This window comes from Aurantimonas sp. HBX-1, assembly GCF_021391535.1.
GTDB lineage: Bacteria > Pseudomonadota > Alphaproteobacteria > Rhizobiales > Rhizobiaceae > Aurantimonas.
In genome coordinates this window covers 73,839-98,111 of the sequence record NZ_CP090066.1, presented here as the reverse complement: position 1 = coordinate 98,111, position 24,273 = coordinate 73,839, and the positions used below count along the sequence as shown (strand labels likewise).

General features: G+C 69.1%; 26 protein-coding genes. 10 read left to right on the top strand and 16 right to left on the bottom strand.

Annotated features, from left to right (window positions below; all coding sequences use genetic code 11):
• Positions 1-17 precede the first annotated feature (17 nt).
• The 6 genes from proB to LXB15_RS00475 all read right to left on the bottom strand — a co-directional run bounded on the left by proB (position 18) and on the right by LXB15_RS00475 (position 4,526).
• Positions 18-1,166 carry a glutamate 5-kinase gene (gene proB, locus LXB15_RS00500; protein ID WP_233950358.1) on the bottom strand — a complete coding sequence of 383 codons (1,149 nt, stop codon included), beginning with the start codon at positions 1,164-1,166 and terminating at the stop codon, positions 18-20.
• Positions 1,163-2,218, bottom strand: coding sequence for a GTPase ObgE (gene obgE, locus LXB15_RS00495; protein ID WP_233950357.1), 1,056 nt, complete (start codon positions 2,216-2,218; stop codon positions 1,163-1,165). The genes proB and obgE overlap by 4 nt, the downstream gene beginning before the upstream one ends.
• Before the next feature lie 82 nt (positions 2,219-2,300).
• Positions 2,301-2,849: a DUF3833 family protein gene (locus tag LXB15_RS00490; RefSeq protein ID WP_233950356.1), complete on the bottom strand. Its 549-nt coding sequence runs from the start codon at positions 2,847-2,849 to the stop codon at positions 2,301-2,303.
• A gap of 29 nt (positions 2,850-2,878) precedes the next feature.
• Positions 2,879-3,457, bottom strand: coding sequence for a GNAT family N-acetyltransferase (locus tag LXB15_RS00485; RefSeq protein ID WP_233950355.1), 579 nt, complete (start codon positions 3,455-3,457; stop codon positions 2,879-2,881).
• Positions 3,458-3,585: 128 nt separating this feature from the next.
• Positions 3,586-3,855 (bottom strand): 50S ribosomal protein L27, encoded by a 270-nt coding sequence (gene rpmA / locus LXB15_RS00480; protein WP_183208585.1) that lies wholly within the window; start codon positions 3,853-3,855, stop codon positions 3,586-3,588.
• A 47-nt stretch (positions 3,856-3,902) separates the two neighbouring features.
• Positions 3,903-4,526 carry a 50S ribosomal protein L21 gene (locus LXB15_RS00475; protein ID WP_233950354.1) on the bottom strand — a complete coding sequence of 208 codons (624 nt, stop codon included), beginning with the start codon at positions 4,524-4,526 and terminating at the stop codon, positions 3,903-3,905.
• Positions 4,527-4,903: 377 nt separating this feature from the next.
• Between LXB15_RS00475 and LXB15_RS00470 the strand changes: the two genes are divergently transcribed.
• The 3 genes from LXB15_RS00470 to LXB15_RS21030 all read left to right on the top strand — a co-directional run bounded on the left by LXB15_RS00470 (position 4,904) and on the right by LXB15_RS21030 (position 6,577).
• Positions 4,904-5,236, top strand: a complete 333-nt coding sequence (locus LXB15_RS00470; protein ID WP_233950353.1) for a hypothetical protein — start codon at positions 4,904-4,906, stop codon at positions 5,234-5,236.
• Between the two features lie 3 nt (positions 5,237-5,239).
• Entirely contained in the window at positions 5,240-5,761 is a 522-nt protein-coding gene (locus LXB15_RS00465) for a DUF421 domain-containing protein (RefSeq protein ID WP_233950352.1), read from the top strand.
• 150 nt (positions 5,762-5,911) lie between these two features.
• The gene (locus LXB15_RS21030; RefSeq protein ID WP_370640143.1) at positions 5,912-6,577 is read left to right on the top strand and encodes a cell wall hydrolase; all 666 of its coding nucleotides are present in this window, start codon (positions 5,912-5,914) and stop codon (positions 6,575-6,577) included.
• Between the two features lie 98 nt (positions 6,578-6,675).
• Here LXB15_RS21030 and LXB15_RS00455 read toward each other — a convergent pair whose 3' ends face one another.
• The 7 genes from LXB15_RS00455 to LXB15_RS00425 all read right to left on the bottom strand — a co-directional run bounded on the left by LXB15_RS00455 (position 6,676) and on the right by LXB15_RS00425 (position 14,026).
• A complete protein-coding gene (locus LXB15_RS00455) occupies positions 6,676-7,320 on the bottom strand; it encodes a 2-dehydro-3-deoxy-6-phosphogalactonate aldolase (RefSeq protein ID WP_233950351.1) in 645 nt (214 codons plus the stop codon).
• The gene (locus tag LXB15_RS00450; RefSeq protein WP_233950350.1) at positions 7,317-8,216 is read right to left on the bottom strand and encodes a 2-dehydro-3-deoxygalactonokinase; all 900 of its coding nucleotides are present in this window, start codon (positions 8,214-8,216) and stop codon (positions 7,317-7,319) included. Before LXB15_RS00450 ends, LXB15_RS00455 begins: the two co-directional genes overlap by 4 nt.
• Positions 8,216-9,163: a Gfo/Idh/MocA family protein gene (locus LXB15_RS00445; RefSeq protein ID WP_233950349.1), complete on the bottom strand. Its 948-nt coding sequence runs from the start codon at positions 9,161-9,163 to the stop codon at positions 8,216-8,218. Before LXB15_RS00445 ends, LXB15_RS00450 begins: the two co-directional genes overlap by 1 nt.
• 34 nt (positions 9,164-9,197) lie before the next feature.
• Entirely contained in the window at positions 9,198-10,412 is a 1,215-nt protein-coding gene (gene mmsB, locus LXB15_RS00440) for a multiple monosaccharide ABC transporter permease (protein WP_233950348.1), read from the bottom strand.
• Positions 10,413-10,421: 9 nt separating this feature from the next.
• A complete protein-coding gene (gene mmsA, locus LXB15_RS00435) occupies positions 10,422-11,954 on the bottom strand; it encodes a multiple monosaccharide ABC transporter ATP-binding protein (protein WP_233950347.1) in 1,533 nt (510 codons plus the stop codon).
• 148 nt (positions 11,955-12,102) lie between these two features.
• Positions 12,103-13,158, bottom strand: a complete 1,056-nt coding sequence (gene chvE / locus LXB15_RS00430; protein ID WP_233953285.1) for a multiple monosaccharide ABC transporter substrate-binding protein — start codon at positions 13,156-13,158, stop codon at positions 12,103-12,105.
• Between the two features lie 79 nt (positions 13,159-13,237).
• Positions 13,238-14,026 (bottom strand): FadR/GntR family transcriptional regulator, encoded by a 789-nt coding sequence (locus tag LXB15_RS00425; RefSeq protein ID WP_233950346.1) that lies wholly within the window; start codon positions 14,024-14,026, stop codon positions 13,238-13,240.
• 233 nt (positions 14,027-14,259) lie between these two features.
• Between LXB15_RS00425 and LXB15_RS00420 the strand changes: the two genes are divergently transcribed.
• The 7 genes from LXB15_RS00420 to LXB15_RS00390 all read left to right on the top strand — a co-directional run bounded on the left by LXB15_RS00420 (position 14,260) and on the right by LXB15_RS00390 (position 21,405).
• Positions 14,260-16,077: an IlvD/Edd family dehydratase gene (locus LXB15_RS00420; protein WP_233950345.1), complete on the top strand. Its 1,818-nt coding sequence runs from the start codon at positions 14,260-14,262 to the stop codon at positions 16,075-16,077.
• 34 nt (positions 16,078-16,111) lie between these two features.
• On the top strand, positions 16,112-16,864 hold the full coding sequence (locus LXB15_RS00415; protein ID WP_233950344.1) for an SDR family oxidoreductase: 753 nt from the start codon (positions 16,112-16,114) through the stop codon (positions 16,862-16,864).
• 25 nt (positions 16,865-16,889) lie between these two features.
• The gene (gene denD / locus LXB15_RS00410; protein ID WP_233950343.1) at positions 16,890-17,867 is read left to right on the top strand and encodes a D-erythronate dehydrogenase; all 978 of its coding nucleotides are present in this window, start codon (positions 16,890-16,892) and stop codon (positions 17,865-17,867) included.
• 44 nt (positions 17,868-17,911) lie between these two features.
• Positions 17,912-18,817: an NAD(P)-dependent oxidoreductase gene (locus LXB15_RS00405; RefSeq protein WP_233950342.1), complete on the top strand. Its 906-nt coding sequence runs from the start codon at positions 17,912-17,914 to the stop codon at positions 18,815-18,817.
• Between the two features lie 131 nt (positions 18,818-18,948).
• Positions 18,949-19,620 (top strand): GntR family transcriptional regulator, encoded by a 672-nt coding sequence (locus tag LXB15_RS00400; protein WP_233950341.1) that lies wholly within the window; start codon positions 18,949-18,951, stop codon positions 19,618-19,620.
• An 86-nt stretch (positions 19,621-19,706) separates the two neighbouring features.
• On the top strand, positions 19,707-20,441 hold the full coding sequence (locus LXB15_RS00395; RefSeq protein ID WP_233950340.1) for an SDR family NAD(P)-dependent oxidoreductase: 735 nt from the start codon (positions 19,707-19,709) through the stop codon (positions 20,439-20,441).
• A gap of 40 nt (positions 20,442-20,481) precedes the next feature.
• Entirely contained in the window at positions 20,482-21,405 is a 924-nt protein-coding gene (locus tag LXB15_RS00390; protein ID WP_233950339.1) for an NAD(P)-dependent oxidoreductase, read from the top strand.
• A gap of 40 nt (positions 21,406-21,445) precedes the next feature.
• Here the strand turns inward: LXB15_RS00390 and ltnD are convergent, their stop codons facing one another.
• From ltnD to LXB15_RS00375, 3 genes are read right to left on the bottom strand one after another with little or no spacing between them, the layout of a single operon-like run.
• Entirely contained in the window at positions 21,446-22,354 is a 909-nt protein-coding gene (gene ltnD / locus LXB15_RS00385) for an L-threonate dehydrogenase (protein ID WP_233950338.1), read from the bottom strand.
• Between the two features lie 5 nt (positions 22,355-22,359).
• A complete protein-coding gene (locus tag LXB15_RS00380) occupies positions 22,360-23,262 on the bottom strand; it encodes a carbohydrate ABC transporter permease (protein WP_233950337.1) in 903 nt (300 codons plus the stop codon).
• 12 nt (positions 23,263-23,274) lie between these two features.
• A complete protein-coding gene (locus LXB15_RS00375; protein ID WP_233950336.1) occupies positions 23,275-24,207 on the bottom strand; it encodes a carbohydrate ABC transporter permease in 933 nt (310 codons plus the stop codon).
• Positions 24,208-24,273 lie beyond the last annotated feature (66 nt).

Here is a 24,273-nt window from a genome sequence, read left to right as displayed (position 1 = left end):
TCCTGCCTGCTGCGCGCTCATGGCGTGGTAAGCACCGCCGGCTGTTCGGCCGACGGCTCCATCACCAGATCGTCGCGATGGATCATCGCGCTGCGCCCCTCGTAGCCGAGCACCGCGGCGACATCGCCCGAGCGCAGCCCGGCGATGCGCCTGGCGTCCTCGGCGTCGTAGGCGACGAGGCCGCGCGCCACCTCGTGCCCGCCGGCATCGAAGACGGTGATCGTGTCGCCGCGCCGGAACGCGCCCTCTACCGACCTCACCCCGGCCGGCAGCAGGCTCTTGCCGGACCGCAGCGCCCGGACGGCGCCGTCGTCGACGACGAGGCGGCCGGTGGCGTTGAGATGGCCGGCGATCCAGCGCTTGCGCGCCGTCACCGGGTTGATCAGCGGCCGGAACAGCGTCGCCCGCTCGCCGCGCTCGATGGCGCCGAGCGGGTAGAGCCGGTTGCCGGCGGTGATGATCATCGCCGCGCCGGCGCCGGTGGCGATGCGCGCCGCGTCGATCTTGGTCTTCATGCCGCCGCGCGACAGTTCCGAGCCGGCGGAGCCGGCCATCGCCTCGATCTCCGGCGTGATCGCCTCGACCAGCGGGATGTGCGCCGCGTCCGGGTTCTGCAGAGGCGGCGCCGTGTAGAGCCCGTCGACGTCCGACAGGAGCACCAGCAGGTCGGCGTCGATCATCGCTGCGACGCGCGCCGCCAGCCGGTCGTTGTCGCCGTAGCGGATCTCGGAGGTGGCGACGGTGTCGTTCTCGTTGATCACCGGCACGGCGCCGAAGCCGACCAGTGTGTTGATCGTCTCGCGGGCGTTGAGATAGCGGCGGCGCTGCTCGGTGTCGCCGAGCGTCAGCAGGATCTGGCCGGTCTCGATGCCGTGCCGCCCGAGGATCTCCGAATAGGTGCGCGACAGCGCGATCTGGCCGACCGCCGCGGCGGCCTGGCTCTCCTCGAGCTTCAGCGGCCCCCGCGGCATCGCCAGGATCTGGCGCCCGAGCGCGATGGCGCCGGAGGACACGACGAGGATCTGCCGCCCGTCGGCGGCAAGGCGCGCGATGTCCTCCCCCAGCGATTCCAGCCAGGTGCGCTTCAGGCCCCGGACCGGATCGACGAGCAGCGAGGAGCCGATCTTGACGACGACCCGGCGATACCCGGCGAGCAGATCGCTCATTCCTCCGCGCTCCCCTCGTGGCCGACGGCGAAGCGGTCGGGCTCAGGCAGCGAGCCGTCCGAGGTGAGGCCCGAGATCTCGCGGCGCAGCGACCGGAGCGCCTCGGTCATGCCCTCTCGCGTGACCGCCGAGAGCGCCAGCACCGGCCCCTCGGCGACCGCCTGCAGCGCCGCCATCTTCTCCTCGCGCGCCTCGTCGGTCAGCGTGTCCACCTTGGAGAGCGCGACGATCTCGGGCTTCTCGGCGAGCCCGTGGTCGTAGGCCGCCAGCTCGCGCCGCACGGTGACGTAGGAGCCCGCGACGTCTTCCTCGGTCGCCGAGACGAGGTGCAGCAGCACGCTGGTGCGCTCGACATGGCCGAGGAAGCGGTCGCCGATCCCGACGCCCTCATGGGCGCCCTCGATCAGGCCGGGAATGTCGGCAATGACGAACTCGGTGTCGTCGATCTTGGCGACGCCGAGGCCGGGATGCAGCGTGGTGAACGGATAGTCGGCGATCTTCGGCCGGGCCCGCGTGACGGTGGCGAGGAAGGTCGACTTGCCGGCATTCGGCAGGCCGACGAGGCCGGCGTCGGCGATCAGCTTCAGCCGCAGCCAGATCGTCAGCTCCTCGCCTTCCAGCCCCGGATTGGCGCGGCGCGGCGCCTGGTTCACCGAGGTCTTGAAATAGGCGTTGCCGAAGCCGCCATTGCCGCCGGCGGCGAGGCGATGGCGCTCGCCGACCGTCGACAGGTCGCAGATCAGCGTCTCGTTGTCGTCGGCGAAGACCTGGGTGCCGGCCGGCACCTTCAGCGTCACGTCGCTGCCCTTGGCGCCGTGGCGGTTGCGGCCCATGCCATGGCCGCCGGTCTTGGCCTTGAAATGCTGCTGGTACCGATAGTCGATCAGGGTGTTCAGCCCGGCGACCGCCTCGATGTAGATGTCGCCGCCGCGCCCGCCGTCGCCGCCGTCCGGGCCGCCGAACTCGATGAACTTCTCGCGCCGGAACGAGACCGAGCCGGCACCGCCGTCGCCGGAGCGGATGTAGACCTTGGCCTGGTCGAGGAACTTCATCGGGTGGCTCTTTCGCTGCGCGGCGGTCGTGAGCGGCGTGTCGCCTTCATAACCGCAAGGGGATCGATTGAAAACGCCGGGATCAGCCCGGCGGGAGGTCGGCCTCGGTCTTGGCGAACGTCACCTCGGAGGTGGCGATCGGGATCCCGAACTTCGAGATCGTGACATGGTTGGCGAGCGTGCCGTCGCCGTTGCCGGTCATCACGTGCCGGAAGTTCAGCAGCGTGTCGCCGCCGCCGGGAGCGAACCCGTCATAGGTGAGCGCCGCCCCGTCCGCCGTCGCCCAGCCGGTCACCGGGACAGGCGGTGCGAGCTTGCCGTCGCCGTCTTCGGTCGCCACCGTGCCGCTGTAGATGCCGGCCCGGCTGCGCGACAGTTCCCAGCGCTGCAGCCGCTCGCCGTCGTCGAAGACGAACCGCTCGTCCAGCCACAGGCGATCGGCCTCTCGCCGTCCCTGGAAGCTGGCGGTGAAGGCCTCGCCGAAGACCAGCGCCGTCCGGACCGTGCCCTGCGAGACGGACTGCCCGTCGAAGAACTCGGCCAGCGAAAACCCGTCGGGAACCGGCGCCGGCCCGCCACCGCAGCCGGACAGCGGCAACAGCAGGAGTGCCGCGAAAACCCATCGCCGCACCGACCCGACACGCCGGGACAGAAGGCCCGTCACTTCCCGCCCCAGGCCTTCAGCGCCGTCCAGGTGCCGCGGTCGAGGTGGTACTCCTCCACCGAGACGCGGCCTGCCGAAGCCGTGTCGAGGATGCCGGTCCGACGCAGCTGGAAGCCGCATTTCTCCAGCACCCGCCGCGAGGCGCCGTTGATCACCCGGCAGCTGGCGCAGACACAGGCGATGTCGGAGGAGACGAAGGCGAAGTCGACCAGCGCCTGGACGACCTCGGTGGCGTATCCCTTGCCCCAGTGCTCGCGGCCGAACCAGTAGCCGAGCGAGACGGCGGTCCCGTCCGGGCGGGGCTTCAGGCCGGCGACGCCGATCAGCCGCTGGTCGGTGGCCAGGACAACCGCGCGGATGAACTCGTCGCCCGGGTCGGCGACGAAGGCGCGGGCGTCGGCCAGGCTGTAGGGATGCGGGATGCGCGCCGTCATCTGCGCGACGCCGCGGTCGTTCGCCTGGCGGGCGATCGGCTCGGCATCGTCCGGCCGCAGCCGGCGCAGCGACAGGCGCGTCGTGCGCAGCCGCCTGTCGTCGTTGACGAAGGCGCCAGGCGCCAGTTCTTCGGACGTCATCGCATCGGCCCTCCGGCATGCGAAAAGGGGAGATGGCGGTCCATCTCCCCTTTTTCAGCCCTGAGTTCCGATCTTTCGGAGGTTTCAGAGCGCCGGGTCGGTGGAACGCCGGCGCTGAGAAGCTCCGGTCACTCGGCTGCTTCGGCTTTCGGCAGGACGGCCACGAAGGTGCGGCCATTCGCCTTGTGCTGGAACGCTACGTTACCCTCGGCCTTGGCGAAGAGGGTGTGATCCCGGCCGATGCCGACATTGGCGCCCGGATGCCAGCGCGTGCCGCGCTGACGGATCAGGATGTTGCCCGGAATCACGGCTTCGCCGCCGAACTTCTTCACGCCGAGGCGCTTGGACTCCGAATCGCGACCGTTACGCGACGAGCCGCCTGCTTTCTTATGTGCCATCGTTGTTCTCCTTGCCTGTCACGGCTCGCAGGGAATGATCCCCGGGCTTAGTTCTTCGCCAGTTCCTGGGCCTGGCCGCGCCAGTCTTCGATCTGCGCCGTGCTGAACGGCATGTTGGCGTCGATGCGGGCGACGTCTTCGTCGGTCAGCGCCGCGATCTGGGCATAGGTGGTGATGCCCTGCTCGTTGAGCTGCTTCTCGGCCACCGGGCCGATACCCTTGATCTTCGTCAGCTTGTCCTTGTCGCCGCCAGGGGCGGTGAACAGCGGAGCGGCCGATCCGGTCGCCACGGCCTCGTCGTCCGACTTCGCGGCAACCGGCTTGGCGGCCTGCGACGGCCGGTCGGCCTTGGTCTTGGTCGGCGCCTTGCCGTCGGTGAGGATCTCGGCGACGCGCACGACCGTCAGGTCCTGGCGGTGGCCGCGGGTGCGCTTGGAGTTCTGGCGACGGCGCTTCTTGAAGGAGATGACCTTCTTGCCGCGGGTCTGTCCGATGATCTCGGCGGTCACGGAGGCGCCTTCGATGAACGGCGCGCCGATGGTCGAGCCGACCATCAGGACTTCCTTGAACGTCACGAGGTCACCGGCCTCGCCGGGCAGGCGCTCGATGGTGAACTGGTCGTTGGCAGCAACACGATATTGCTTGCCGCCGGTCTTGATGACTGCGAACATTTTATCTCCGTTCGTTAGATCGGCTCTCGAACGCGTCGGTCCGGACCGTCTTCTTGTCAGTCGTTGCGGATAGGGCGAACACAAACAGGCGCAGCAGTCGAGCCACGCCCACAATCTTCGCGCGTCTATAGCGGGCAGGCTCGCGGCGGTCAAGGTTTCGTGGGCGTGCCGGCGCCGGCTTTCATCGTCCACTTCGGGCGCCGGGCCCGTCGGCGACGCGTCGGCGATCCGTACCGATCCAACCTCGCGGCGATGACGGGATATGCCCGGGAACTTCGCGCTCCCCGGGCGGTTGGCATCAGGACCGTTCCCTGACCCATGCCGATTCCACCCGCCCGTCGCGGCGTGGATGACGGACACACCACCTGGAGGCCCCCATGCTTCGCTACGCCACCCTCGCCCTCGCTTCCGCTGCATTCGCCGCCGCCATCTCGGCGCCCGCCGTGGCGCAGGACGCCGCACCCGCGCGCCAGGGCTTTCCGGCGTGCCAGACGCAGCAGGATCTGGAGCAGATCCTCAACAGCGACGGCCAGCTGATGCCGGACGGCTGCCGCACTCTTTCGATCACCCCGGTGCGCAGCGAGAACGGCACGCTCTGCGTCATCGAGTTCTCCGAGGCCGGCCAGGGCGTTCTCCAGAACCTGCGCGACGTGGCCCTGCCCGACCAGTGGTGGGTGCGCTGCGACAGCCTCACCGAAAACGCCGGCTGACCAGTGTTCTTCGACAGCTGGTACGATCTCTGGCGGATCTTCGTCGTCGGCATCCTCGCCTATGTGGGGCTGGTGTCCCTGCTCCGGGTCACCGGCAAGCGGACGCTGTCGAAGATGAACGCGTTCGACCTGGTGGTGACGGTGGCGCTCGGCTCGACGCTGGCGACAGTGCTGCTCAGCAGCGACGTCGCGCTTGTCGAAGGCCTGCTCGCCTTCGCGCTGCTCTGCGGCCTGCAATATGCGGTGGCGGCCGCCTCGGTGCATTCCGAGCGCTTCCAGTCGATCATCAAGGCCAAGCCGTCGCTGCTGTTCCACGACGGCCGCTTCATCGGCCCGATGCTGCGGGAGGAGCGGGTCACCGAGGAGGAGATCCTCGCCGCCGTGCGCAGCCAGGGCCATGCCGACCTCGACAAGGTTCTGGCCGTGGTGCTGGAGACCGACGGATCGTTCAGCGTGCTGACCGGCTCCGGCACATCCGCCCGCAGTGCGCTGCGGACCGTCAGGCGCGAAGCCGGCACGAGCTGATACCGGCGGATGCACGGCATTTTCGTCAAGTCTTAACCATCGCGGGCGATTGCCCCCGGGCTGCGGCCCGGGCGCACCACCCATTAAGCTTTGCTGCGCAAGCTCGGCGGCTCTGACGTCCCCGGACGTTTCGATGCCCGAGACTTCGCGATGGCTCTGCCGACACCGACGATTCTTCGCCGCAACGCGCTGCTGATGCTCGTCCTGATGGGCCTTGGCGCCTGTGCGTCCGGTCCGCGAATGCGGCCGCTGACGGCGCACGAGTGCATGACGCGGGTGATGTATTTCGAATCGAACCGCTCGAGCCCGGACGGCATGCTGGCGGTCGGCACCGTGGTGATGAACCGCATGGAGAGCGGGCTCTATCCGAAGACCGTCTGCGGCGTCGTCGGCCAGAAGAAACAGTTCGCGCCCGGCGTCCTCTCCAAGCCCATGGGGAAGGGCAAGGAGCTCGCCTCGAAGATGGCGACCCGCGTGCTGCGCGGCGAACGGCATCCGGGGGTGCGCAAGGCGATGTTCTTCCACACCGCCGGCATGACCTTCCCCTACACAAACATGCACTACCACATCGTCGCCGGCGGCAACGCCTTCTACGAGAAGCGCAAGAACGCCCGGCGCCTGTCCGACCCGCCCTTCGTCAATCCCGACGACCGCGCGCCGACGCGCGTGGCGGCGCGCAGCGTCGGCTATGCGGAGATCCAGGCCCCGGCGCCACGCCCCGTCGCGGTGCAGCAGGCGGTTCCGGCCCCTGCCCCGGCATCGGTGCAGCTCCAGCCGATGTCGATCGAGGAGCTGATCGCCCTCGAAGGCGGCTGACCCGCCGGGCGACCCGGGGCTCCTTCGGGGGACGGGGTCAGGCGTTCGGGCGTCCGGTCACGCCGCGATCGCCCGGATGCGCGCGACCGGCCGGGCGGTCAGCTCGAGCGGCCGCCATGCACCGCGTCATAGGCGGTGATGGCGCGGTCGGCGCGCTGGCGGACGGTCCGGGCGTCGTCGCCGGGGCGGTAGAGCGAGGAGCCGAGGCCGAAATGCCGGACGCCGACCCGCGCGTAGGCAGCAAAGTCCGCCTCCGAGACCCCGCCGACGGCGCCGACCGGCAGCCCGGCCGGCAGCACCGCGCGGATCGCCGCGATGCCGGAAGGGCCGAGCACGCTCGCCGGAAAGAACTTCAGCGCCGAGGCGCCCGCCGCAGCCGCCGCCAGCGCCTCCGTCGGCGTGAACACGCCCGGCATCGTGACCATGCCGTGGCCGGCCGCGCGGGCGAGCACTGAAGGATCGACATTCGGACTGACCAGCAGCCGGCCGCCGGCTTCGGCCAGCCGGTCCACCGCCTCGGTGTCGAGCACCGTGCCGGCGCCGATCAGGAGGCCCGGCGGGGCGATGCGCGCGGCGGCCGCGATGGATCGGAACGGCTCCGGCGAGTTCAGCGGGATCTCGATCGCCTCGAAGCCCGCCTCGATCAGCGTCGCGACGATGCTTTCGCAGTCGGCCGGCGGCAGGCCCCGTAGGATCGCCACCAGATCGCGCCGCAGGGTCGGCCAGACAACGGGTCCGGTCACGGCAGGATCTCCCGGGCGCAGGCAAGCAGCCCCGCCCTTGCCGCCGCTTCCGCGTCCGCCGACACGACCGCGATCCCGGCCGCCTCGGCGGCCATGCGATAGATTTCGAGAAGGGGTCCGCTCGCCACCAGGGTCATGCCTTCGATCCGGCCGAGCCGGCTTCTGGCGCCGGCAAATTCGAGACCCACCAATAGACCCGACACCGCCGAGCCGCCATCGCCGTTTTCCCTGAGGCCGAGCAGCGCGCCGGCGCGGATGGCGAAGAGGCGGTTGGCGAGTTCCGCCGGCCGCTCCAGCCCGGCCAGGAAGGCTGTGCGGAACCGCTCCGGGTCGAAGGGGCCGGCGGGTTCGGCGACCGAGTGCCGGAGGATGGTGTGGCGGCTGGCGGCGGCGAACAGGTCGCCGGTGATGAAGGTGGCAAAGCGCTCGATGCGGCCGTCGGCAAGCGTCACCCATTTCGAGTGCGTGCCGGGCAGGCAGACGATCTCAGTGCCCTCTCCCGCGGGAAGCCCGACGAGCTGGGTCTCCTCGCCGCGCATGACGTCCGGCGCGTCAGCTTGCCGCTGGGCGACGCCCGGCAGTAGATACACCGGCCGCGCGTGGCCGGGCACGCGAAGCGCCTTGGCGGCGATCGCCGCCATCGATGCCGGCGTGTCGACATAGGGCGCTTCCGCCCAGCCCTGGCGGGCGCCGACCATACCGCAGGCGACCACCGGCAGGTCGGCGGGCGCCGCGATGGTATCCAGATGCGCCTCGAGAATCGCCGCGAAGCGGTCCGGCCCCGCGGACAGCATCCCCTCGTCGCTGCGGCGCTCGGACAGCACCTGACCTGCCGGATCGACCAGCCACAGCCGGAAGCTCGACGTGCCCCAGTCGACGAGGGCGCAGAACGGCATCAACCGGCTTCCCCCGGCTGGTCGTGGAAGGGCTCGACGACCGTGCGGCGTCCCAGCATGAAGGCGTCCGCCACGTGCCGGAGCGGGGAGACGTCGACGTCCGATTCGCGCTTTGCGATCAGTTCGGCGAAACGGGCATAGATGCCGTCATACTCGGCCTCCGGCGCCTCGCTCACCACCGCACCGTCGATGGCGAGCCTCGCGCCGCCTGCGGAGAGAACGAGGCTGCCCGCATCGGTCTCGACCACGATGTCCCAGGTCTGCGGGCCGGTCTGCCGCCAGTCGAACACCGCCTCGGCCGCGAGCTCGGCGGGGCCCTGGAAGCTGAGGCGCGCCGCGATCGGCGCCGCGCGGTTCTCCGGAAACGACAGTTCCGCCGCGGTCAGCCAGACCGGCTCCGGCAGGATCCGCGTCAGGATCGACAGCGCGTTGATGCCGGGATCGAAGACGCCGAGCCCGCCCGGCTCCCAGATCCAGTCCTGGCCGGGATGCCAGTGGCGCACGTCCTCCATCCAGTCGATCCGCACCGATTGGACGGTCCTGCCCGCCAGCCAGTCGCGCGCCGGCTCGACGCCGGGGGCGAAGCGCGAATGCCAGGTGGCGAAGAGGCTGACGCCGCTTGTCTCGGCGAGGGCCGCGAGGTGGTCGATCTCCGACAGCGTCGCGCCCGGCGGCTTCTCCAGGAGCACATGCTTGCCGCGCCGCAGCGCCTCGGCGGCGACGGCATGCCTTGCCTGCGGCGGCATGCACAGCGCCACCGCCTCGATCGCCGGCATCGCATCCAGCATCTCGGCCGCCGTCGCGAAGTTCTCGACCCCGTCGACCCGCGCATGGCGGCTCGCCGCCGCCACCAGCTCGAAGGCCGGGTTGCGGGCGATCGACGGCAGATGCTGGTCGCGCGCGATCTTGCCGACGCCGACGATGGCGAGCGCTGTTCGAGCCGTCATGGTGTTCTTCCCCCTGCCCGTCCGCCGCTGCGCGTCAGGCGCGGTTCTTGTTGTAGACGTCGAAGATGACGGCGAGCAGCAGGACGAGGCCCTTGATCACCTGCTGGTAGTCGATGCCGATGCCGAGGATCGACATGCCGTTGTTCATCACGCCCATGATGAAGGCGCCGATCACCGCGCCGACGATGGTGCCGACGCCGCCCGACATCGAGGCGCCGCCGATGAACACCGCGGCGATGACGTCGAGCTCGAAGCCGAGCCCGGCCTTCGGCGTCGCGGTGTTGAGCCGGGCGGCGAAGACCAGGCCCGCCAGCGCCGCCAGCATGCCCATGTTGGCGAAGGTCAGGAAGGTCAGCCGCTCGGTGTTGATGCCGGAGAGCCGCGTCGCCTTCTCGTTGCCGCCCAGCGCATAGATGCGCCGGCCGATCGTCGTCCGGGTGGTGACGAAGGAATAGACGCTGATCAACAGCGCCATGACGATCAGGACGTTGGGAAAGCCGCGGAAGGTCGCGAGCAGCCAGCAGAGATAGAGGATCGCCCCGGCCAGGATGATGTTCCGGGCGAGGAAGAAGCCGAGCGGCTCGTCGTCGTGGCCGCCGGCGCGGTTGCGCAGGCGCGAGCGCAGCGCCAGCGTCAGCATCGTGCCGGCGACGAGGACGCCGAGGAACAGCGAGAGGAGGTTGACGTCCTCGCCGCCGAACAGGTCGGGCAGGAAGCCCGAGGAGATCAGCTGGAAGCCGGCCGGGAACGGCCCGACCGATTGGCCGGCCAAGAGCCAGAGCGTCAGTCCCTTGAAGACCAGCATGCCGGCCAGCGTGACGATGAAGGACGGGATGCGCCAGTAGGCGACCCAGTAGCCCTGCATGGCGCCGATCGCCGCGCCGACGGCGAGGCAGATGAGGCCGGCGAGGAAGTAGTTCATGTCCCACTGGACGATCATCACCGCGGCGAGCGCCCCGACGAAGCCCATGACCGAGCCGACCGACAGGTCGATATGGCCGGCGACGATGACCAGCAGCATGCCCAGCGCCATGATGATGATGTAGCTGTTCTGCAGCACCAGGTTGGTGAGGTTGACCGGCTTCAGGAGGATGCCGTCGGTCATCACCTGGAAGAACGCCATGATGACGATCAGCGCGATGAGAATGCCGTATTCGCGCATGTGCCGCCGGATGAAGCCGGCCGAGACGGCGGCGCGGCGTTCCGGCTTGTCGAGCGGCACGGGGCTGTGGGTCGCCTCCTGGGACATGGGTTTTCCTCAGTTCCTCTGGCCGGAGCGGATGATCGTCGCCATGATCTTCTCCTGCGAGGCCTCGGCCGTCGCCATCTCGCCGACGAAGCGGCCCTCGTTCATGACGTAGAGCCGGTCGGTGATGCCGAGCAGCTCGGGCATCTCGGAGGAGATCACGACGATCGCCTTGCCGCTCGCGGCGAGCTCGGCGATGATCGCATAGATTTCGTATTTTGCCCCGACGTCGATGCCGCGCGTCGGCTCGTCGAGGATCAGCACTTCCGGCCCGGCGAACAGCCATTTGGCCAGCACGACCTTCTGCTGGTTGCCGCCGGACAGGTTGACGACTTCCTGAGAGACGCCGGAGCTCTTGATGCGGATCCGGTCGCGGTATTCGCGCGCCACCGCGAGTTCGCGCCCCTCGTTGACGACGATGCCGTTGGCGATCCCGGAGAGATGGGCGAGCGGGATGTTGCGCCGTATCGTCTCGTCGAGCACGAGGCCGTAGGTCTTGCGGTCTTCGGTGGCGTAGCAGAGGCCGGCGGCGATCGCCCGCGAGACGCTGGAAAGGTCGGCCGGCTTGCCGTGGATCCTCGCCTCGCCGGAGATGCCGACCCCGTAGGAGCGGCCAAACAGGCTCATCGCGAGTTCCGTCCGGCCGGCGCCCATCAGCCCGGCGATGCCGACCACCTCACCGCGCCGGACATGGAAGCCGACGTTGTCGACGACCTTGCGCTCGCTGTGCTGGGGATGGTGCACGGTCCAGTGCGACACCTCGAACACCGTCTCGCCGATCGCCGGATGGCGGGGCGGGAAACGGTCGGTGAGGCTGCGGCCGACCATGTCGCGGATGATTGCCGCCTCGCTGACCGCCGGGGAGTGGCCGTCGAGGGTGGACACAGCCGCGCCGTCGCGCAGCACGGTGATGGTGTCGGCGACCTTGGCGATCTCGTTCAGCTTGTGGGAGATCAGGATCGAGGCGATGCCGCGCGCCTTGAACTCCAGCAGCAGCTTCAGCAGCGCCTCGGAATCGGTCTCGTTGAGGCTGGAGGTCGGCTCGTCGAGGATCAGCAGCTTGACTTCCTTCGACAGCGCCTTGGCGATCTCGACGAGCTGCTGCTTGCCGAGGCCGAGATCGGTGACCCGCGTCTGCGGCGATTCCTTCAGGCCGACGCGCTGCAGCAGCTCCCGGGTGCGCGCGAAGGTCGCCGGCCAGTCGATGACGCCGCGCCGCGCCTGCTCGTTGCCGAGGAAGATGTTCTCGGCGATCGACAGGAGCGGCACCAGCGCCAGCTCCTGGTGGATGATGATGATGCCGAGGCGTTCGGAGTCGGCGACGCCGGAGAACCGGCACTCCTCGCCCTGGAAGCTGATCGAGCCTTCGTAGGAGCCGTGCGGATAGACGCCGGACAGCACCTTCATCAGCGTCGACTTGCCGGCGCCGTTCTCGCCGACCAGCGCGTGGATCTCGCCTTCCGCGACCTTCAGGCTGACGTCGTCGAGCGCGACGACGCCGGGGAAGGTCTTGGTAATGCCGTGCATCTCGAGAATGGTCGTCATCGGATCGGTTGCGGCCCGTTCGCCAGGAGATACGAGAAAGTGACATCGTCGCGGACGCGTCGAAGGGCAGCGGATGCGGCCGAGCCGAGGCGCCGGAAATTGCGGCGCGCGGAGCGGAAGTCCCGCCCCGCGCGCCGTGTTCAAGAGCTTACTTGATCTGGTCTTCGCTGTAGTAGCCCGAGTCGACCAGGACCTTCTGCCAGTTGTCCTCGGTGACGAGCACCGGCTTCAACAGGTAGGACGGCACCACCTTGACGCCGTTGTCGTAGGTCTCGGTGTCGTTGACCTCCGGCTCGCCGCCCTGGAGCAGGGCATCGACCATCTGCACGGTCACCTTGGCGAGTTCGCGCGTGTCCTTGAAGATGGTGGAATACTGGTCGCCGCGCAGGATCGCCTTGACCGAGGGGACCTCGGCGTCCTGGCCGGTGACGATCGGCATCTTCATGTCGCCGGAGCCGTAGCCGATGCCCTTGAGCGAGGAGATGATGCCGATCGACAGGCCGTCATAGGGCGACAGCACGCCGTGGACCTGGCGGTCGCCGGTGTAGTTGGCCGACAGGAGGTTATCCATGCGGGACTGCGCGACCGAGCCGTCCCACCGCAGCGTCCCCACCTTGTCCATGCCCATCTGGCCGGATGGGATGGCGATCTTGCCCTCGTCGATCAGCGGCTGCAGCACGCTCATCGCGCCGTTGTAGAAGAAGTAGGCGTTGTTGTCGTCGGGCGACCCGCCGAACAGTTCGACGTTCCAGGTCTCCTGATCCGGGAAACGCTGCTTCAGGCCGTCCACCAGCGATTCCGCCTGCTGCACGCCGACCTGGAAATTGTCGAAGGTCGCGTAGTAGTCGACATTCTCGGAATCGCGGATCAGCCGGTCATAGGCGATGACGGGAATATCCATGGCCGCGGCGTTCGCCAGCACGTTCGACAGCGTCGTGCCGTCGATCGCGGCGATCACCAGCGCGTCGACGCCCTTGGTCACCATGTTCTCGATCTGCGAGAGCTGGTTCGGGATGTCGTCCTCGGCATATTGCAGGTCGGTCTGGTAGCCGGCCTCCTGGAACTGCTTCACCATGTTGTCGCCGTCGGCGATCCAGCGGGCCGAGGACTTGGTCGGCATGGCGATGCCGATCGTTCCCTTGTCCTGGGCGAGGCTGCCGGTGGACAGCGCGAAGGCCATCGCGGCGGCGGCCAGTCCGGCCATCCAAAGGTGCTTCAACTTCATGGGTCTTGTTCCTCCCTGAGCGTTCGCCGGGGCGGGGCGCACCGGCGGTGATTGCGTTTCATCCCGCGACGACCGCGTCGCGCTCCCCGTCCGGATGTCGTGTCGTGCGGCCGGTCTCGCCGTCGCCGGCCGGCGCATAGAGCGCCAGCACGACGTCCTCGAAGGCGCTCTCGATCAGCCGCCGCATGAACAGTTCCGCCGCCTCGCCGTCGCCGGCGACGATCGCGTCCCGCACCCGCCCGTGCTGGCGCACCGTCTCGTCCTGCGGGTTCTGTCGCCAGGACAGCGAGAAGGAGATCGACAGGCTGCGCTCGATCATCGCGCCGAGCGAGACCAGCATCGGGTTGCCGGTGGCCTCGAGGATCACCCGGTGGAAGGCGAGGTCGGCGGCGATCAGCGCCGGCGAACCACGCGGATTGTCGGCCATGCCGGCCAGTGCCTCGCCCAGCCGCCGCGCCTGGTCGGGGGTGATGCGCTGCGCGGCGAGGCGCGCGGCGGCCGGCTCGTTGATCAGCCGCATCTCGTAGAGCGCGTCGATGAAGGGCCGTCCGAAGGCGGTGGTGACGTGCCAGCCCATCACGTCGGGGTCGAGCATGTTCCACTCGATGCGCTCGCGCACCTTCGTGCCGACCTTCGGCCCGACGCTGATCAGGCCCTTGGCGACGAGATGGCGGATCGCCTCGCGCACGACGGTTCGCGAGACGCCGTATTGCGCCTGGAGTTCCTTTTCGGTGGGCAGCACTTCCCCGCAGGCGAGCACGCCGGAGGTGATCTTGCGGCCGAATTCGGCCGCCAGCGCCACCGTCCGGTTCGACCGTTTCGGGCCGATCGCCGCTTCCGCCTGCATCCTGGTAGAGGCCTCCCGCCCTCGCAATGGTCGTATCAATGCGCGAAGTCCGGGCTGCTGACAAGGGGGAACGGCAGAAAGAGAGGGTGAAGGTCGTACCAACAGCCGCCGCCTGGCTGCGGCAGATCGCGCGCCGCGGGGCGTTGAACGGCTCGGGGATTAATGTATACGTCAGGAAGCACCGCGCGACGCCCGATCGATCCGTCGCGGCGAGACGACGATCCGGAGATCCGATGACCCAAGACAAGACGGCGAGCCGCCTGAGATCCCGCGCCTGGTTCGACAATCCGTCCAATCCGGACATGACCGCGCTCTATCTGGAGCGCTACCTGAATTTCGGCCTCAGCCTGGAAGAGCTGCAGTCGGGCCGGCCGATCATCGGCATCGCCCAGACCGGCTCCGATCTCTCCCCCTGCAACCGCCACCATCTGGAGCTCGCCAAGCGGGTGCGCGAGGGCATTCGCGAGGCCGGCGGCATCGCCATCGAGTTCCCGGTGCATCCGATCCAGGAGACCGGCAAGCGCCCGACCGCGGGGCTTGACCGCAACCTCGCCTATCTCGGCCTGGTCGAGATCCTCTACGGCTATCCGCTCGACGGCGTGGTGCTGACCATCGGCTGCGACAAGACCACGCCGGCCTGCCTGATGGCGGCGGCGACCGTCAACATCCCGGCGATCGCGCTGTCGGTCGGGCCGATGCTGAACGGCTGGTTCCGCGGCGAGCGCACCGGCTCGGGCACGATCGTCTGGAAGGCCCGCGAGCTGATGGCGACCGGCGAGATCGACTACCAGGGCTTCATCAAGCTCGTCGCGTCCTCGGCCCCGTCGACCGGCTACTGCAACACGATGGGCACGGCAACCACGATGAACTCGCTGGCCGAGGCGCTCGGCATGCAGCTGCCGGGCTCGGCGGCGATCCCGGCGCCGTACCGCGACCGCCAGGAGATCAGCTATCTCACCGGCAAGCGCATCGTCGACATGGTGCACGAGGACCTGAAGCCCTCGGACATCCTGACCCGCGAGAACTTCATCAACGCCATCCGCGTCAATTCGGCGATCGGCGGCTCGACCAACGCCCCGATCCACCTCAACGCCCTGGCCCGCCATGTCGGCGTCGAGTTGTCGCTCGACGACTGGCAGACCTATGGCGAGGAGATCCCGCTGCTGGTGAACCTGCAGCCGGCCGGCGAGTATCTCGGCGAGGACTACTACCATGCCGGCGGCGTGCCGGCGGTGGTCAACCAGCTGATGACGCAGGGGCTGATCCACGAGGAGGCGCCGACCGTGAATGGAAAGTCGATCGGCGACAACTGCCGCGGCGCGCGGATCGAGGACGAGAAGGTCATCCGGCCGTTCGACCAGCCGATCGTGCCGCATGCCGGCTTCCGCGTGCTGCGCGGCAATCTGTTCGACTCAGCCATCATGAAGCTGTCGGTGATCTCGCCGGAGTTCCGCGAGCGCTATCTGTCCAACCCCGACGACCCGATGGCGATCGAGGGGGTCGCCGTGGTGTTCGACGGGCCGGAGGACTACCACGCCCGGATCGACGACCCGGCGCTGGCGATTGACGAGCATTCCGTGCTGTTCATGCGCGGCGCCGGCCCGATCGGCTATCCGGGCGGCGCCGAGGTGGTGAACATGCGCGCCCCGGACTACCTGCTGAAGCGCGGCATCCACTCCCTGCCCTGCGTCGGCGACGGCCGCCAGTCCGGCACCTCCGGCTCGCCCTCGATCCTCAACGCCTCGCCCGAGGCGGCGGCGGGCGGCGGCCTCGCCATCCTGCGCACCGGCGACCGGGTGCGGCTCGACCTCGAGCGCGGCACCGCCGACATGCTGCTTTCCGACGAGGAGATCTCGCGCCGCCGCAGCGAGCTGGAAGCTGCCGGCGGCTATCCGTTCCCGGCCCACCAGACGCCGTGGCAGGAGATCCAGCGCCACCTCGTCTCGCAGTTCGAGACCGGCGCGGTGCTGGAGAACGCCGTCGCCTACCGGCAGATCGCCCAGGGCGGCACCGACGGCACGAACCCGCGCGTGCCGCGCGACAACCACTGACACCCGTGACGCCGAGACGAACAGGAATCATGCAATGAGCAAGCGCCTCGAAGGCAAGATCGCGGTCTGCACCGCCGCCGGCCAGGGCATCGGCCGGGAGGTGGCGGAGGCCTTCCTGCGCGAGGGGGCGACGGTCTTCGCCTCCGACCTCGACGAGACCAAGCTCGCCGGCCTCGACGCCGTCGGCGACGTCCGCACCACGGCGCTGGACGTCACCAACAGCGAGGCCGTGGCCGCCTATCTCGCCGGGGTGGAGACGCCGGACATCCTGTTCAACTGCGCCGGCTTCGTGCACCACGGCACGGTGCTCGACTGCGACGAGAAGGCCTGGGACTTCTCCTTCGACCTCAACGTCAAGGCGATGCACCGGACGATATCGGCGCTGCTGCCGCGCATGGTCGAGAAGGGCGGCGGCTCGATCATCAACATGTCCTCGGCGGCTTCCTCCATCAAGGCGGCGCCGAACCGCTACGTCTACATGGCGACGAAGGCCGCGGTGATCGGCCTGACCCGCTCGGTCGCCATCGACTTCATCCGCAGCGGCATCCGCTGCAATGCCATCTGCCCCGGCACGATCGAATCGCCGTCGCTGGAAGGGCGTATCGAGGAGCTCGGCCGCAAGGTCGGCGGCACCGACAAGGCCCGCACGATGTTCATCGAGCGCCAGCCGATGGGCCGCCTCGGCACGCCCGAAGAGATCGCTTTTCTCGCCGTCTATCTCGCCTCCGACGAAAGCCGCTTCACCACCGGCACGACGCAGCTGATCGACGGCGGCTGGTCGCTCTAGGGCGCAGCAGGCAGGGAGGAACACGATGCGCATTCTGATACTGGGCGCCGCCGGGATGATGGGACGCCGGCTGATCGCCGCGCTCTGCGCCGAGGGCCGCATGGAAGGGCAGACGATCACGGCGATCGACGCCTTCGACGTGGTGACGGCCGACCTGCCGCCCTGCGACGGGGTGACCATCAATTCGACAGCCGGCGACATCGCCGATCGCGCCACCGTCGAGGCGCTGGTCGCCGAGCGGCCGGAAGTGATCTTCCACCTCGCCGCCATCGTCTCGGGCGAGGCCGAGGCGGATTTCGAGAAGGGCTACCGGATCAATCTCGACGGCATGCACCATCTGCTCGAAGCGATCCGCCAGACCGGCGGCGCCTACCGGCCGCGGCTGGTGTTCACCTCGTCGATCGCGGTGTTCGGCGCGCCCTTCGAGGAGAAGATCAGCGACACGTTCCTGTGCGCGCCGCTGACCAGCTACGGTACCCAGAAGGCGATCTGCGAACTCTTGCTGTCGGACTACACCCGCAAGGGCTTCGTCGACGGCGTGGCGATCCGCCTGCCGACCATCGTCGTGCGGCCGGGCAAGCCCAACAAGGCGGCGTCGAGCTTCTTCTCCGGCATCATCCGCGAGCCGCTGGCCGGCCAGGAGGCGATCCTGCCGGTGGACGACGAGGTGCGCCACTGGGTGGCGAGCCCCGCCGCGGCCGTCGGCTTCCTGCTGCATGCCGCCACCATGGACACCGACATGCTGGGGCATCGCCGGGCGCTCAGCATGCCGGGCCTGTCGGTGACCATCGCCGAGATGATCGAGGCGCTGCGCGACGTGGCCGGCGAGGAGGTCGCCGCCCGGATCCGCCGCGAGCCCGACGCGACGATCGAGAAGATCGTCGCCGGCTGGCCGCGCGACTTCGACGCCCGGCGCGCCGCCGAGGCGGGCTTCACTGCCGATCCCGACTTCGCCAGCATCATCCGGGTCCATATCGCCGACGAAGCGGCCAGGAGCGCCTGAGCGATGGCGGGCCGCAGCAAGCATACGCAAGAGAGGCAGAACTGATGGCAGATCGTTCCCGCATCGGCTTCGTGGGCGTCGGCCTGATGGGCCACGGCATGGCCAAGAACATCGCCGAGGCCGGCTACGCCCTGACGGTGCTCGCGCACAGGAACCGCGAACCGGTCGAGGAGCTGAAGGGGCGCGGCGCGGCGGAGGCGGCGAGCGTCGCCGAACTCTCCGCGGCATCGGACGTGATCTTCCTCTGCCTGCCGGGCAGCCCGCAGGTGGAAGCCACCGTGGCGGCGATCCTTGCGGCCGGGGCGGACGGCAAGACGATCATCGACACCTCCACCAGCAATCCGGTCTCGACCCGTGCGCTGGCCGAGCGCTGCGCCGCGGCCGGCGTGACGCTGATCGACGCGCCGCTGTCGCGGACGCCGAAGGAGGCCTGGGAGGGCACGCTCGACACGATGGTGGGCGCCAGCGAAGCGGATTTCGATCGGGTGCGCCCGCTGCTCGAGACCTGGGCCGGCAAGGTGGTGCGGGTCGGTGAGATCGGCGCCGGCCACACGATGAAGCTGCTCAACAACTTCGTCTCGCTCGGCTACGCCTCGATCTACTCCGAAGCCCTGGCGATTGGCGCCAAGAACGGCATCGATGCGGCGACCTTCCACGGCGTCATCGGCGGCGGAAGGATGGATTGCGGCTTCTACCAGACCTTCATGCAGTACGTCGTCGGGCGCGACCGCGACGCGCACAAGTTCACGCTGCGCAACGCCCACAAGGACATGCGCTACGTGGTCTCGCTGGCGAACGAGAGCGGCATCGCCTCGCATGTCTCCTCGACCGTCAAGAACGGCCTCGCGACGGCCGAATCGCTCGGGCGGGGGGATGACTTCCTGCCGATGCTGTCGGACGTGGTGGCGGAGCTGAACGGTGTCCGGCGCGACGGCGACGCGGATCGTTGAGGGACGGTGCCGGCAATGGCCAGAGGAGGACGGCGCTGACCAAACGCGATGCCCCCGGAGAGCGCGCCCGGCCGCGGCCTGCGGCCGCCGGCGGATCGCGCCCGCGGCCCAGCCTGCAGGGCGTGGCGGCGATGCCGGCGCGCGAGCGCGCCTACCGGGAGCTGAAGTTCCGCATCCTCGAGGGCCGGCTGCCGCCGGGGACGACGCTGCTGGAGACCGAGGTCGCGGCGCTCCTGTCGATGAGCCGCACGCCGATCCGCGAGGCGCTGATCAAGCTCGACGAGGAAGGCCTGGTTCATGTCCGGCCGCGCCACGGGGTGACCGTGCGGTCGCAGTCGCTCGACGACCTCGCCGAGATCTACGAGGTGTTCTCGGCGCTCGAAGTGGTGGCGGCGCGGCTGCTGGCACGGCGCGGCCTGGCGGCGGAGGAAAACGAACGGCTGCAGGGGCTGATGGCGCAGATGGAGCGGGCGACGAAGCGCGACGACATCGCGCAGTGGTCGCAGCTCGACGACAATTTTCATGCCGAGATCGTCGCCCTGTGCGGCAACAGCCGGCTGCAGACGACGCTGCGGCAGTACTGGGACCAGCAATATCGCGCCCGCATGGCGATCGTGCCGCTGCGCCCGCGCCCGTCGCAGTCGGACGAGGAGCACCGGGCGATCGTCGCGGCGATCGCGGCGCGCGACGACGCCGAGGCCGGCAGGCTGCACCAGTTGCATCGCGACCGAACCGACCAGCAGGCGCTGGCGCTGCTGCGGCTGCAGGCGCAGCCAGCCCACCAGGAGGCGGCGCAAGACTAGGCGCGCGCCGCCGGCAGACAACGTATACATTATGCCAGCTCGCTCGCCGCAGGGACGCGCCAGGCTGGACTTGAGGAGGGGACAGGATGAACAGGATCGATCTCGAGGGACGCAACGCGGTCATCACGGGCGGTGCCCGCGGCATCGGCCTTGCCACGGCGGAGCGGGTGATCGCCAGCGGCGGCTCGGTGGTGATCTGGGACGTCGACGCCGGCGCGATCGACACCGCCGTCGCCCAGCTCGGCGACAAGGCCAGCGGCCGGGCGGTGGAACTCACCGACGCCGGCGCCGTCGAGGAAGCGGCCGGCGCGGCCGGGCGCATCGACATCCTGGTCAACAATGCCGGCATCACCGGCGGCAACGGCAAGACCTGGGAGCTGAGCCCGGAGATCTGGCGCAAGACCGTCGAGGTCAATCTCGTCGCGCCGTTCCTGACCAGCCGGGCCGTGGTGCCGCGGATGCTGGCGAGCGGCTACGGCCGCATCGTCAACGTCGCCTCGATCGCCGGCAAGGAGGGCAACCCCAACGCCTCGCATTATTCGGCGTCGAAGGCGGGGCTGATCGGCCTCACCAAGTCGCTGGGCAAGGAGCTCGCCGGCACCGGCATCCTGGTCAACTGCATCACCCCGGCGGCGGCCCGTACCGCGATCTTCGACCAGATGAGCCAGGAGCACATCGACTACATGCTGTCGAAGATCCCGCTCGCCCGCTTCGTCGAGCCGGCCGAGGTCGCGGCGATGATCGTCTGGCTGGCGTCGGAGGATTGTTCCTTCTCGACCGGCGCCGTATTCGACATTTCCGGCGGCCGCGCCGTCTACTGACACGGGCGGCCGACTACCGCCGCGACGAGGAGAACCGCCCATGGCCATCACCCACGTGACGCTGCTCGGCACCGGCCTGATGGGCGCGCCGATGGCCCGCAACGTCGCCAAGGCCGGTTTCAAGGTCACGGTGTGGAACCGCACCCTCGTCAAGGCCGAGGCGCTGGCCGACGTCGCCGCCGTCGCCGCCGATCCGCGCGCTGCGGTCGCGAAGGCCGACGCGGTGATCACCATGGTCGACAATTCGCCGGTGGTGACCGAGCTCTATTTCGGCGCCGAGGGCGTGGTGGACGCGGCACCCGAGGGCACGCTGTTCATCGACATGTCGTCGATCCAGCCCGCCGTCGCCCGCGACCATGCCGCCGCCATCGAGGCGGCGGGACGGCGGCATCTCGACGCCCCGGTCTCCGGTGGCGAGAAGGGCGCGATGGAGGCGACGCTGGCGATCATGGCGGGCGGGCGCCAGGACGACTACGACGACGCCGAGGCGCTGCTGGCGGCGATGGGCCGGCCGACCCTGGTCGGCGTGCACGGCGCCGGCCAGGTCGCCAAGCTCGCCAACCAGGTGATCGTCGCGGTGACGATCGGCGCCGTCTCCGAGGCGATGCTGCTGGCGCAGGAAGGCGGCTGCGACCCGGCGGCGCTGCGCACCGCGCTGATGGGGGGCTTTGCCACCTCGCGCATCCTGGACCTGCACGGCGAGCGCATGGCCGAGCGTAACTGGGTGCCGGGTGGGCCGCTGGCGCTGCAGCTGAAGGATCTGGACAACGCGCTAGAAGTGGCGCGCGAGGCCGGCCTGACGCTGCCGCTGACGCAGGTCGCGCGCGACGCCTTCCACGCCCTCACGAACGAGATGGGCATGGGCCGCCACGACCACGCCGCCTATCTGCGCTGGCTGGAGGCGATCAATCCCGGCAAGCGGCTGGGGTCGGCGCCGGACCGCGAGCCGGTGCTGACCGGCTGACCGGTCGACGGGCTGGCGGAGGCCGGCCGCGAGCGAGGCGCTATTCCGCCGTGTCGTCGCCCGGCAAGGTGATCCCCGGAAACACCTTGATCACCGCGCTGTCGTCGAGCTGGCCGTAGCCGGCCTGGCTGGCGGTGGCGAACATCGCATAGGCGGTGGTCGCCAAGGGCAGCGGGAACTTCATCGACAGGCCCGTCTCGGTGACGAGGCCGAGATCCTTGACGAAGATGTCGACCGCCGAATGCGGCGTGTAGTCGCCGTCGACGACGTGCCGCATGCGGTTCTCGAACATCCAGGAATTGCCGGCGGCGTGGGTGACGACGTCGTACATCGTCTCCAGCGGAATGCCGGCCTTGGCGGCGAGCGCCATCGCCTCGGCGCCGGCGGCGATGTGAACGCCCGCGAGCAGCTGGTGGATGATCTTCACGGTCGCGCCGTCGCCGATCGTCTCCGAGATGCGGTAGACCTTGCCGGCCACCGCATCGAGCACCGGCTGCAGCGCGTCGAACACCGCGGCGGGACCGGCCGCCATCACCGTCATGTCGCCGGCATCGGCCTTCACCGGGCCGCCGGACACCGGCGCGTCGAGCATCGCCAGGCCGGCCGCGGCGAGGTCGGCGGCGATGGCCCTGGCATCGGCGACGGAGATCGTCGCGGAGACCATCACCGGCGTCCCGGGCCTCAGATGCGCGGCGATGCCCTGCTCGCCGAACAGCGCGTCGCGGCATTGCGCGGCATTGACGGTGAGGACGACGACCGCGTCGAGATCGCGGGCGAAGGCGCGGCCGCCGGCGCCGGTCGCGACGGCGCCCGCCGCCATCAGCTCGTCGCAGGCGCTGTTGCGGGGATCGATGCCGTAGGTGGGAAGCCCGGCCGCAAGGCAGGATTTCGCCGCGCCCATGCCCATCGAGCCGAGGCCGATCACCGCGACGCGCATCGCCTCTGCCATGACTGCTACTCCTTCACCGCGCCGGTCATCGACGAGACGTAGTAGTCGACGAAGAACGAATAGAGGATCACCACCGGCAGCGAGCCGAGCAGGGCGCCGGCCATCAGCGCCCCCCATTCGTAGATGTCGCCGCGCACCAGCTCGGTCAGGACGCCCACCGGCACGGTCTTGTTCTCCGAGGAGGAAATGAAGGTCAGCGCGTAGATGAACTCGTTCCAGGACAGCGTGAAGGCGAAGATGCCGGCGGAGATCAGGCCGGGCACGGCGAGCGGCAGCACCACCTTGGTGAGGATCTGCCAGCGCGTCGCCCCGTCGACCAGGGCGCTCTCCTCGAGCTCGAACGGGATGGTGCGGAAATAGCCCATCAGCAGCCAGGTGCAGAACGGGATCAGGAAGGTCGGATAGGTCAGGATCAGCGCCAGCCGGGAATCGAAGATGCCGACCTGGAAGACGATGAAGGCGAGCGGGATGAACAGGATCGACGGCGGCACGAGATAGGCGAGGAAGATCAGGAGGCCGGTGACGCGCGCGCCGGAGAAGCGGATGCGCTCGATCGCGTAGGCGGCGAACACCGAGGCGGCGAGCGAGATCACCGTCGAGGCCACCGAGACCAGCATCGTGTTCCACAGCCAGCCCGGATAGGAGGTCTCGAACAGCAGATACTTGATGTGCTCGAGCGTCGGCTCCACCACCCAGAACGGGCTGTACTGCTCGTAGTTGGTCAGCTGGTGGTCCGGCTTCACCGCCGTGATCGCCATCCAGTAGAACGGGAACAGCAGCACGAAGACGAAGACCGCCAGCGGCAGATAGACCACGAGGATCCGCCGCGGCAACGTGTTGAACTGGCGCATCCCCTCCGAATCGTCGCGGATCGGGGCGTGCGCGCCGGCGGCGTCTTGCTGGCTCATCGGATCATCTCCTCAGTCTGCCCCGCCCTGCTGCCACTTGCGCCGCTGCAATCCGAAGAACGAGAACAGGATGGCGGCCAGCAGGAACGGGATCATCGCCACCGCGATCGCGGCGCCCTCGCCGAGCTGGCCGCCGGGGATCGCGCGCTGGAACGACAGGGTCGCCATCAGATGCGTGGCGTTGACCGGCCCGCCCCGGGTCAGCACGTAGATCAGCTGGAAATCGGTGAAGGTGAACAGCACCGAGAAGGTCATCACCACGGCGATGATCGGCGTCAGCAGCGGCAGGGTGATCTTGGTGAAGCGCTGCCAGGAGGTTGCGCCGTCCAGCGCGGCGGCCTCGTTCAGCGACTGCGGGATGGTCTGCAGGCCGGCGAGCAGCGAGATTGCGACGAAGGGGATGCCGCGCCAGACATTGGCGGCGATCACCGAGGCGCGGGCAGTGTTCGGATCGCCGAGGAAGTTGATCGGCGCGTCGATCCAGCCCCACTGCATCAGCACCCAGGAGATGATCGAGAACTGCGAATCGTAGATCCACCAGAAGGCCAGCGCCGACAGCACCGTCGGCACCACCCAAGGCAACAGGATGATCGCCCGGAAGAAGGTCTTGAACGGCAGATGCTCGTTGAGGATCAGCGCCAGCCAGAGTCCCAGCCCGAATTTCAGCACCGAGGCGACGGTCGTATAGAGCACGGTGTTGTAGACCGACAGCCAGAACACCGGGTCGTCGAACAGCCAGGCATAGTTCTCCAGCCCCACGAACACGCCGGTACGACCGATCGTCGTGTCGGTGAAGCCGAGCCAGACGCCGAGAAGCAGCGGATAGGTCAGGAAGCACAGCAGGAAGGCGGCCGCCGGCACCATGAACAGGATGCCGAGGCCGTTGCGGCTCTGCGACAGCCGCGCAAGGCGCGATGGCCGGGCGGGCGCTGCTGTACTGGACATCGGACGGACACTCCCTTCGCTTCTGCATGCCGCGCTTCGGTCTCGACCGGCGACGCGGCAGCGGCG